The sequence below is a fragment of the Paenibacillus sp. J22R56 genome, assembly GCF_056269375.1.
Genome location: NZ_JBWDNV010000004.1, coordinates 509,155 through 520,567 on the forward strand (window position 1 = coordinate 509,155; position 11,413 = coordinate 520,567).

General features: G+C 50.6%; 9 protein-coding genes. 8 read left to right on the forward strand and 1 reads right to left on the reverse strand.

The window, feature by feature from the left end:
• Positions 1-23: 23 nt before the first annotated feature.
• The 8 genes from AC0YNT_RS12930 (at position 24) to AC0YNT_RS12965 (ending at position 10,715) form a co-directional block, all read left to right on the forward strand.
• Entirely contained in the window at positions 24-1,589 is a 1,566-nt protein-coding gene (locus tag AC0YNT_RS12930) for an extracellular solute-binding protein (protein WP_475804932.1), read from the forward strand.
• A gap of 68 nt (positions 1,590-1,657) precedes the next feature.
• Entirely contained in the window at positions 1,658-4,009 is a 2,352-nt protein-coding gene (locus AC0YNT_RS12935) for a glycoside hydrolase family 95 protein (protein ID WP_475804933.1), read from the forward strand.
• Positions 4,010-4,126: 117 nt separating this feature from the next.
• Positions 4,127-5,899 (forward strand): sensor histidine kinase, encoded by a 1,773-nt coding sequence (locus tag AC0YNT_RS12940; protein WP_475804959.1) that lies wholly within the window; start codon positions 4,127-4,129, stop codon positions 5,897-5,899.
• Positions 5,847-6,587 carry a response regulator transcription factor gene (locus AC0YNT_RS12945; RefSeq protein WP_475804934.1) on the forward strand — a complete coding sequence of 247 codons (741 nt, stop codon included), beginning with the start codon at positions 5,847-5,849 and terminating at the stop codon, positions 6,585-6,587. The genes AC0YNT_RS12940 and AC0YNT_RS12945 overlap by 53 nt, the downstream gene beginning before the upstream one ends.
• Positions 6,568-6,816 (forward strand): hypothetical protein, encoded by a 249-nt coding sequence (locus AC0YNT_RS12950; RefSeq protein ID WP_475804935.1) that lies wholly within the window; start codon positions 6,568-6,570, stop codon positions 6,814-6,816. Before AC0YNT_RS12945 ends, AC0YNT_RS12950 begins: the two co-directional genes overlap by 20 nt.
• Before the next feature lie 30 nt (positions 6,817-6,846).
• Positions 6,847-9,948 (forward strand): glycoside hydrolase family 2 TIM barrel-domain containing protein, encoded by a 3,102-nt coding sequence (locus tag AC0YNT_RS12955; RefSeq protein WP_475804936.1) that lies wholly within the window; start codon positions 6,847-6,849, stop codon positions 9,946-9,948.
• Between the two features lie 131 nt (positions 9,949-10,079).
• Positions 10,080-10,382: a hypothetical protein gene (locus AC0YNT_RS12960; protein WP_475804937.1), complete on the forward strand. Its 303-nt coding sequence runs from the start codon at positions 10,080-10,082 to the stop codon at positions 10,380-10,382.
• 30 nt (positions 10,383-10,412) lie between these two features.
• Positions 10,413-10,715 (forward strand): hypothetical protein, encoded by a 303-nt coding sequence (locus AC0YNT_RS12965; protein WP_475804938.1) that lies wholly within the window; start codon positions 10,413-10,415, stop codon positions 10,713-10,715.
• 312 nt (positions 10,716-11,027) lie between these two features.
• Here AC0YNT_RS12965 and AC0YNT_RS12970 read toward each other — a convergent pair whose 3' ends face one another.
• Positions 11,028-11,174, reverse strand: coding sequence for an SGNH/GDSL hydrolase family protein (locus AC0YNT_RS12970; protein WP_167279678.1), 147 nt, complete (start codon positions 11,172-11,174; stop codon positions 11,028-11,030).
• Positions 11,175-11,413 lie beyond the last annotated feature (239 nt).

An 11,413-nucleotide genomic window follows, 5' to 3' on the forward strand; every position in this document is an offset into this window, starting at 1 on the left:
CATCACTTGTTGGAGGGGTTATTTTGAAAAGAAACAAAGGGAAGAAGGCACTGCTCTTATCGCTCATCCTAATGATGACGATAGCGCTGATGTCCGCATGCGGAAATAACAACGATGGTCAAGTCAATAACTCGGTGGGGAGCGAACCGCCCGCCAAAAGCAACGAGGTGAAGGAGCTATCCCTGTTTATCGATGCCTCCTGGTATCCGGTGAAGGAGTGGAAGGGGGCGGTTGCCGAGAAAATTACCGAAAAGACGGGAATCAAGCTGAAAGTGACAGTAGCCACGGACGACAAGCAGCTTCCGCTCATGATCGCGTCCGGCGATCTCCCGGATCTGGTTTTTACTAACGCGAACATCGAACGGATGTCCGATTCGAAGCTTTCTTATCCTTGGAACGAGCTGATCGAGAAATACGCGCCTGACTTTAAGATCGACCCGACAAGAATTGCGATACACACGATGGATGACGGCAATTTCTACACGGTGCGCAATTCTTTCGCGACCCAGGAGGAAGTGGCGAATAACAAATACTCGGTTGGCAGCGACGGCAACCCGGGAATAGCGGTGCGCGAGGATATTCTGAAAGAGCTGGGGAATCCGCCGATCGACACCATCGATAATTTCATAAAGGTTCTGGGCATGGTCAAACAAAAATACCCGGACATGATTCCGCTCATTATGGACAAGGACTGGATCGAGCAATACTTCCTGCAGCAGTTCGGTGTCGAAGGTCTTCTGGACGGCTGGTACGAACGGGACGGAAAAGTAGACTACGCGATAAGGCAGCCGGAAATGCTGGAATTTTTCAAGTTTATGAATCGTCTTTACCGCGAAGGGGACATTCTGGCGGAGAACTTCGCCTATACGAACGATCAGATCGACGATCAGTATGCGACCAGCGGGAAGGCGTTCGCGCATAGCCATACGGTCAGCATAGCGGACATGGACAATATCAAGGTCAAAAACGCCGGCGGTTCGTATACGTTCCAGATGCTGCCCAGCGCAATCTCGAAAAGCACGAAAGCGGTCAGCTCGGGACTGGGCTTCGCAGGTACGTTCATCACGAAGAAAAACAAGGATCCCGAGGCGTCGATTAAATTCCTTGAATATCTTGCAAGTGACGAAGGAAAGAAATTGACGATGTTCGGCGTCGAAGGCGAGCATTGGACTTGGAACGAAGAAGGTTATCCGAATTTGAAATATGATCCGTCCGATGCCGATTTCGTCAACAGCAACGGAATCAAATGGTGGTACCTGTACAACGACGGCGTTACGGAAGGCATGTTGAGCTACGTACCGGGAGCGCAGAAGACGAAAGCGTTGATGGAAAGAAAGGCGTTCACGGTTTACAAGCCGGAGCTCGGCTTGATTCAGCTGCAGCCGGATTCGGACGAGAAGACGATCAAAACGAAGATCGACGAGATGATCAAAAACGAGAAGGTTAAAATCTACTTGGCGAAGTCGGAGGAAGAAGCCGTGGCAAACTACGAGAGCATGGTGAAGAACGCCGAGAAGATAGGTCTGGAGCGCTTGGTGGATTGGGCTAACCAAACCTATCAGAAGAAGAAGGATTTGTTTAAAAAATAAGACTGGGTCCGTCAGGAGCGCTGCGCGTTCCTGACGGACTTTGCACGCTATATTGCAGGTGAAGGCAAATGGGAGAACGGAAATGCGGGAAAATGATGAAGCTGGAGTATGATTCGCCCGGTACGGCATGGAAAGAGGCTCTTCCGATTGGCAACGGACGGCTGGGAGCAATGGTGTTCGGAGCAGCGGAAACGGAAAGAATCCAGATCAACGAGGAGACGTTGTGGTCGGGGGCGCCGCACGATTATAACCGGCCGGACTCGGGGCAATATTTGCAAGAAGTCCGGAGCCTGATTTTCAATGATCGGATCGAGGAGGCGGAGCGGCTGTTTCTGGACCGCATGATGGGCGAGCCGATCCATCTGCAAGCCTATCTGCCTTTTTGCGAGCTGAATCTGGCGTTCCCCGGGCATCGCGAGGTTACGCGATATCGGCGTGAATTGGATCTGCGGCGGGCGGTGGCGACCGTATCCTATGAAGCCGACGGATGCGAATACACGCGCGAAATCTTCTGTTCCCGCCCGAGCGGCTGCCTGGTGATTCGGCTTTCGTGCGGCGAGCGGGGCAGTATCGCCGTAGACGCGTCTTTGTCCAGCGTCCACCCCGATGCGTCCGTTCAATCGGACGGCAGCCGTGCGATTCGGCTGACTGGACGGACCGGAACGCGCAAGGGTCCAAGAAATTGGAGCGGCTCTTGGGAAGGTCCGGGACTCCGATTCGAAGGGAGGCTCACGGCTTTTTGCGAAGGCGGCTCGTGCGCGGCCGGCGACGGCGTCCTGCGCATAGCGGAAGCGAGTGCCGTAACCCTCGTTTTTTCCGGAGCGACAAGCTTCTTGAACTACCGGGACATGGGGGGCGATACTTCGGAATTGAACAATCGGTATATGGCGCGCGTCTCCGAACGACCTTATCGCGAGTTGCTGGACGAACACGTCGAAGACCATAAAGCCTTGTATGAACGGGTCTCGATAAGGCTGGGGGGAGCCGGGGCGGACGAGCGAACTGGCGGCAAGCGGCGTCCGACGGATCGGCGCGTACTCGACATTCGGGAGACGGAGGACCCGTCGCTCGCCGCGTTATATTTTCAGTTCGGCCGGTATTTGCTCATTGCATCTTCCAGACCGGGCGATCAGCCTTCCAACTTGCAAGGCATATGGAATGAAGAAGAATGGCCGGAATGGGGAAGCAAATGGACGACCAACATCAACGTCCAGATGAATTACTGGCCGGCGGAGGTCGGAAACTTGCCGGAATGCCACCTGCCGTTGTTCGATCTGATCGACGATCTTCGCGTCACCGGCGCGCGCACGGCGGAACTCTATTACGGCGCGAAGGGCTTCGTCGTCCACCACAATACCGATTTATGGCGCGCCGCGGCCCCGGTCGACATCCATGCCGGAATATGGCCGATGGGCGGGGTATGGTTGGTCCAGCACTTATGGGATCACTTCGAATACAATCCCGACCTTGACTTTCTGAGGGTACGGGCCTACCCTGCCATGAAAGAAGCCGCCCGATTCGTGATGGACTTCCTGGTGGAGGCTCCCGAAGGCGTCAAATTCGCCGGTCTGCTGATTACCAATCCTTCCTATTCGCCGGAGAACGCGTATCGGGACGGCCGCGATCGAAGAAGGCATCTCACGATCTCGTCAACGATGGACGTGCAGTTGATCCGAGACTTGCTCGAACGTTGTTTGATCGCAAGCGAGCTGCTGGGCGAAAATTCGGCGTTCGAACACGAAATCCGAAAGGTTCTGGACCGGATCCCCCCCATGCAAATCGGACGATTCGGCCAATTGCAGGAATGGCCGGAGGATTGGGATCGACCGGAAGATTCGAACGGCCACGTTTCTCACCTTTACGGCTTATATCCCGGCAATCAGATATCCGAGGATACGCCCGAAACGTTCGAGGGGGCGCGCAAAAGCCTTGAGCTTCGCCATCGGAGCAAGGACCGAATCCTGGCTTGGCCGGCTGCTTGGCGGATAGCGCTGCACGCCAGATTGCGAGACGGGGAGCGCGCGCGCAAGCGGCTCGTCGATCTCTTGGCGGGATCGACCAATCCGAATCTGCTCAATCAGCATGAGCCGTTTCCGATGCAGATCGACGCCAATTTCGGCGGAACCGCGGGCATTGCGGAAATGCTGCTGCAAAGCCGATCCCGCTATCGAAACGGAAAAGCCGAATACGAAATCGAATTGCTTCCTGCCTTGCCGGAAACATGGCCGGAAGGCTCCGTCTCGGGCTTTCGCGCCAGAGGGGGATTCGAAGTCGGCATGACTTGGGCGGAAGGAAGCTTAATCGGAGCCGAGATCCGTTCCCTTTACGGAATGCCTTGTACGCTGCGCTATAGGAAGCGATCGATCCGATACACCGTGAAGGCTGGCGAATCGTTTCAATTTGATCCGTTCTCACGTTAACCGGGGTTTGCGGAATTGCAAATCTGGAAGGGATGCGCCTCTATCGGAATTCTTTAGTACATGATATGTTAACGATATATGGATTCCGCATCGGAGGGAAACGCCGCCTTGAGCATCATGCGCAAAATCGTGCTTGGTTACGTGATTATGATCTTTATCCCTGTTCTGGCATTCGGTTATCACTATTACACGCAAATCTACGGCAACCTGACGCAACAATTCGTGGAGAGCAGGCAGAAAATCCTGGAGCAGGCTTACGCCAATCTGAAAACGGATTTCGCCCGAATTCAGTCGGTCCACCGGGTGCTGCAATACAATCCTTACTTGACCGATTATCTGGACGGCGTATACGAATCCGACGCGGACAGCATCTACGCGCTGACCCGCTATATTCTCCCGCTTAACACGCAATCGATGTTCGCTAATCCGGAGATCGAATCCATCGTCATTTATAAGATGAAGGATCGGGTATTGCCCATCACCAATCTGTTTCGCGATCGGTCTATGCTGGATCCGCAAACGGAACAAACCGTCTCGTCCCTGAAAGCCGGACAGGGGAAATGGCTGCGCGCCGATCCCGCGGCGTCGGATCCGGACCTGATCTATTACCAGTACATTTACAATACGCAAATTACGGAGCGAATCGGCCTTCTTGAAATTCGGGTACGCAAAAGTTTAATCCATAACTTCTATGCGGCCGCGGGTGTGGAAGGAAGTTGGAGAGCGTTGCTGTTGTCCGGACAGGGCGATCCGTTGACGAACGAAGCGCCGGCGTTGGACAAGAAGACATTGCGTCTTCTGCAAGCGGATGACAGGAAATTTTTTATCAACCGGCAAACGATCGTCAATCAGCTGAAGCTCGAGCCGCTGGACGTTCGCGTCATCGTCACCGGTCAGGTGGGAGACGTCTTCCGTTCCGTGAAGAAGAAGGAAATCGTCTTGGTGACGATGATCGTGCTGCTGTTGATCGCTTTATCCATCGCCTATTACCTGCTGGCTTCGACGATTACCAAACGGATTCTTCGGTTGGCCCGGCATATGCGTACGCTGAACGACAATAACCTCAGGCAGCTGACGATCAAAAACGGCAAGTTCGAAAAGGATGAAATCGGCTTCCTGATCGTCACCTATAACGCGATGGTCCGGCGAATGGACGAGCTCATCAACAACGTCCACCGAGCTGAAATGCGCAACAAAGAAGCGGCATACCAGGTGCTGCAAGCGCAGATCAAGCCTCATTTCCTCTATAACACGCTCGAGACGATCCGCATGGTCGCCGAGGCTAACGACGACAAGGAAGTCGCCGATATTTCCTTCTGGTTCGGGAAACTGATGCGGTACAGCTTGTCGTCCGCGCGGGAAGAAACGGTTCTTGCGAAGGAAATCGAGATAGTTTCCTTTTATATGAACATCCACAAAATGAGGCTCCAAAGCAGGCTGACTTTTGAAATTCAAGTTGCGCTGGATGCCGAACGGCTGGCTTGTCCGCGATTCCTTTTGCAGCCGCTTATCGAAAATGCGATCGTGCATGGAGCTTCCGCCGTCCTTCGACCCGTCCATATCTCGCTGCAGGCGACGGAAACGGAAAGCGAGATTACGATCGACGTTACCGACAACGGCAACGGGATTACGCCGGAGAAGCTTCTCGCGCTTCGCGAACGGCTGTCCAGGCACGACGAGCCTAGAAAGGCAGAGGAGCGGATCGGCGTAGGTTTGAAAAATGTCAACGAACGAGTCAAAAGCTTCTTCGGAGGAGAATCCCGACTGGAAATCCTCAGCGAGTCGGGCAAAGGAGCCTGCTTGCGCATTATCATCGTGAAAAGGAAGGTGGCGGACGTTGAAGATCTTGATCGTAGACGACGAACCTTTGATTCTGAAAGGGTTAGTTAAAATCGTCGAGGAAGTCGCGCCTGTCGGTTCCGACATTTGCTCGGCCATCAATGCCCCGGAGGCATTAGAGACAATGAAGCGCTTTATGCCCGATGTGACGATAACGGATATCCATATGCCGGAGAAGAACGGATTCGAATTAATTCAGGAGGCCAGGCTTGAGGGGTTATGCGATCGATTTATTATCCTGACCGGCTATGACGAGTTCGACTATGTCCGTCAGGCCCTTCGCTCGGGCGTCGTGGATTACTTGCTGAAGCCTTTGGACAAAAAGGAAATCGCGTCCCTGCTGAGCCGCGTGAAGGAGGAGCTTCCCGCCGCATCGGATTCGGATTACAGTCGGCACGCCGAACGGATATTGGCCTATTTGCAAATGAACTATATGAACGATCTGTCCCTCGACCATCTTGCGGATCGCATGAGTCTGCATCCGAATTATATTAGCAGCTTGTTCAAGAAGGAGACGGGAGACACCCTCGTCAATTACTTGAATGCGTTACGAATCCGGGAAGCGCAAAAGCTGCTGAAAACGCAGCCTCATTTGACCGTTTGCGCGATCAGCCGGCAGGTCGGCTTCGATACCAAGCACTACTTCGCGAAGGTGTTCAAAAAATACACGGGAACGACTCCCGGCACCTACCGCGAAAATCAAGAAGAAATCGAACGTCATGAATCGCCTAATACCTGAAGGTTTTCTTCATTCGCGCTTCACAGGCGAACAACTTAACAATTCCTTGCTTCATTTTCTGACGGGGATTAATTTCTTGAAACCAGAAAGTTTATTGTTCGCCAGCATATCTGGATTAGATGAAGAGGTAGACGCTATAAAAACTGAATCTCCAGTTTCATCCACCTCATCAGCGATTGGTTTAAATAACCAATTACCAACAATTATTTCAACTAGCACAACCAATTAAGACAATTTATGAGGGGGTTATTCGAAACGTATGAAGCTGAACAGAGACTGGGAGAATCCGCATGTCGCTCACAAGAACCGTCATCCCATGCATGAGCCGTATGGAATATACGAAACCGTGGAACAGGCGCTAAGCGGCGACCGGAGAGCGTCAAAATACGTAAAATGCTTAAACGGCACTTGGAAATTTAAAACGTTTTCATCTCCGGATGTAGTAACTGATGAGTTTTATCATCCTGCATATGACGTGTCCAAATGGGATGATATCCCCGTTCCTTCCAACTGGGAGTTGTTCGGATACGGGAAACCTATATACACTAATATTAAGTATCCCTTTGCGCGGAAGGGGGCGGACTCTCATCACGAAATTCAACTGAAGCAAGATGAATTTGTTTTGAATCCGCCTTATGTGCCGGAGGATAACCTCACCGGATGTTATGTCCTATCGTTCGAAATTCCTGAACATTTTAACGGCAGAGATTTGTTTATCGATTTTGCCGGTGTGGAATCCTGCTTTTATCTGTGGTTAAACGGGAAGTTCGTCGGTTATTCGCAGGACAGCAAGCTTAACGCTTCTTTTGATATTACCGATTACATCCAAACGGGGCAAAACCATTTGGCCGTTCAGGTGATGCGATTCGGAGCCGGTTCTTATCTGGAGGATCAGGACTACTGGCATCTATCGGGTATTTTCAGAGATGTTCTGATTTATGCAAAACCGCGAATGCGAATTCATGATTATAAAATCGAAACGCTTTTCCCGGGTGATTATGACAATGCCGAATTAGCCGTGACGGTTTATCCTAATAATCAAGCAAGCTGTTATGGGGAAGCTCACGTGCGTCTGTCACTTTATGATCACGATCGAAAATTGGTTACGCAATTTGAGACGCCGAAGTTTGCGGATTTCAGATCCTATCTGCAAGACAACTATGTGGCGAAAGTCAAACAAACCATTAAGAGTCCCCAATTGTGGAGCGACGAAATTCCTTACCTCTATAAATTGGTATTGGAAATGATCGACCCTGACGGAAATGTCGTTGACATCGAGAGTGCAAATGTCGGCTTCCGAGAAATCAGCATCGATAACACCGGGATATTGAAAATTAACGGCAAACGTCTCATAATTCGCGGAACCAACCTTCATGCATTTTGTCCCGAAACGGGGCGCGTGGTGTCGACGGAGTATATGAGTGAGCAGATCAAGATCATGAAATCGCTAAATATCAATGCGGTAAGAACGAGTCACTATCCGCATGCCGTCGAATGGTACGACCTTTGTGATGAACTGGGCATATATGTTGTGGATGAGGCCAATATTGAAACCCATGGCATCGGCGGCCAGCTCAGCGCATCTCCCGAATGGACGCATGCTTATATGGAACGTGCTGCACGGATGGTGTTGCGAGATAAGAATCATCCCTCGATCATTCTGTGGTCCTTGGGAAATGAGTCCGGTTACGGAGCGAACCATGCTGCCATGTACGGGTGGATGAAGGAATATGATAAAACAAGATATGTTCAGTATGAGTCCTTGAATCCTCCGGCCAATATTTCCGATATCATGGCGCCCATGTATCCTCAGAAGGATTGGATCGTGGATTGCATGACGAGCAGCGATGACTTGCGGCCGTTTATTATGTGTGAATATGCGTACGCGAAAAGCAACAGCAACGGGAATTTTAAGGAATTCTGGGACCTTATTCATAAATTCCCGCGGTTTCAGGGCGGCTTCATTTGGGATTTCCAGGATAAAGCGCTAGTCCGGCATGATGAATCTGGGAACAAAAAATATGTTTATGGCGGCGCCTTCCAGGAAGAGATTATTGATTCCGCGCCCGATATGTGCCTGAACGGCATTGTATTTCCGGATTTAACGCTGAAACCGGCTGCCTATGAAATTAAAAATGTACAAGCTCCCGTCCAGATCGATTATTTTGCACGGTCTTATGATGTTCCCGGTAATAAAAGTTATCGAATTTATAATCATTATACGCATCGGGACTTAAGCCACCTGGACATCGGTTGGGAACTTGTTTGCGACGGGAAGGTTGTGGAAAACGGTACATTACCCCAATTACACACGCCGGCCGGAGCTATCGAAAGTCTTCAGGCACCATACGATCCAACCAAGGTCTCTGGGGAAGCGTTCCTGAATTTTTATGCTTATCTGAACGAGGACACCTATTATGCAAATAAGGGAACCTGTATCTATGCATGCCAGGTCGAGTTGAAAGATTCCGTATATGAAATACATACCGGGGATATTCAAAGTGGGAGCCTGGTATATGAAGAAGCTGCGGATCGAATTCATATTTATAATGAAAATACGAACGTGGTCTTCTCGAAAGAAACGGCAGAGTTCATTTCTGTCAGATACAATAATCAAGACTACTTTACGGGCGGAGCGAACAATTTCTATCGGCCGCCAACGGGGATAGACGCAGGTGTGCCTGGTGAGACGCTAAACTATGCAGATGATTGGAGAAGCCTCGGGCTGGACTCCGATCAGAAAGAGATCAAGCGTATCCGGGTATATGCAGCGCCTGCATCAGTCATCATTCAGGTTCATGTTCTTTATCATGGATGCATTGAAACACTTACGGAGTATGCGATTGGCGGTAAAGGCATTGAAATTACTAACACTGTCGTGAATAATGCTAATGTCGATACCTTACCGAGAATCGGTCTGAGCTTTACCTTCCCTGCTGCCTGGAAGAGTATCAAATGGTATGGCCGCGGGCCATGGGAGAACTATGCGGACCGTAAAACGGCTGCCTTCGTCGGTATATATGAAAGCTCTGTTGAAGAACAGCATGTTCCCTACATCGTGCCGGTTGAGTGCGGGGGCAAGGAAGATGTCCGTTATTTGTATGTGTCGGCGGATGACCGCAAGGTAAAAGTTACCTCGGTGGGTCACTTCCATTTTGACATCCATCAGTACAGCATCGGACAGTATGACAATGCCGCCTATGAGGACGAGCTTGGCACATCCGATTCTGTTTTCCTTCATATCGATTACAAACATGCAGGTCTTGGTGGCGATACTGGATGGACCAAAAATATTCACGATGAATATAAAATCGAAAAGGGCATCTATGTATACAAGATCACTTTAGAGATCGTGGATTGAATAGTAGATCCTCGAAAGCGAAGGATAGAAGTGAATTTTTGATAAAGGCACTGGCCAAAGTCAGAGGTCTTTATTGATTAACGACGATTCATTGGCATTGGCTTCTAGTACATCGGATCGGACTCCGCATTGTGCATCAGCGCCTTATTCTGACTTACGGGGAAGGATATAGGCTGAAGCAATTCCTTGACTACCTGGCGTCCGAACAGGCTCAAGTCCTGATCAACTGGGGCGTTGAAGGAAAGCATTATGTAATAGAGAACGGCAAACGCGTCGTTCCGGCAGACGTGCAGAAGCGTATCATCGAGGATAACGAGGCGTTCAAGAAGGAATCCGGCGTTGAATCCTATGTCACCATGGGACTCCACTATGGCGATGGCGTCAAGGATTCTACCGGCAATTTCTTCACGAAGAAGAACCCTGAAGAAATTTAGAACAAGTATACGGCCGCGGACAAGGAAACTTTGAAGGCCTATGGCGCCACGGTTTGGGCGGATTTCTTCACGCCAGTGAACGACATGCCGGCGAAGCCTTGGGGAGCGGCCTGGAATCTCTCTTTACCGGCCGACGACGAGGTCTCGATCCTGCAAACCAAGGTGATGGATATTACCTGGAGTCGGATTCCTCAGGCCATTATGGCTAAGCCGGAGAAATTCGACCAAATTTGGGATGAATATCAACAAGAACTGATCAGTACCGGTGTAGAGAGAATGGAAAAAGGATTTTCGAAATACATCCAGGATCGCTTCAAGCTTTGGAACGAATAGGAACTAGTTAAGATTATTTTCAGCCAAGATTTAGTCCATCGGGACCGGATCGGGTCAGTACGATTTGGAGAAAGTTAAATTCCGTGAGCCTAACTGGCTCGCGGAATTTTTTACTTCCTCGGCCAACTGACAAACGATACGGCGGCAGTCATCGATCCGTTCTCGCCAGCCACTCCTCCCATTTTCCTCTGTCTCCCCGACTTTCAATATAAATGCTCGTACAGCACCAATCCTGGGAAGGCGACAATTTCTTCGTTTCCGCAAGCAAATGCCGGTACGCTCTCTCTATGCGGTTGCCCGGACGCTCCGACATCATCCGCAAACGTTGTTGACGCCGATCAGGATGCTGATCAGATCCGGATTTAAGCTGATCGCGTCATCGTCCCAGCGGGCGTAAAAATCTGCGACCCGGTTGCCGCCGACTCCCCGGTTGATGAAATGCGGCCGGTTGCCGACCAATTCGAGGCCGAGCTTGCCGGCAGCAGCCGCAAGTAAGCGGCTACTATTTTTATGAAAGTAACGGGCTGATTAATCTATGCCTTGACCAAATTTGGGGTTATATAGCCCGTAAGGAACAACAAGCTTATGCTAAACAATCCTGTAGAGCTTAAGAAATAGGCTTTGTAAAAAAAGGAGCTCCTCGGTATGATGGGTTTGTCGAGAACACATCAGGGAGGAGCTCTTACTATGAAGTTTAA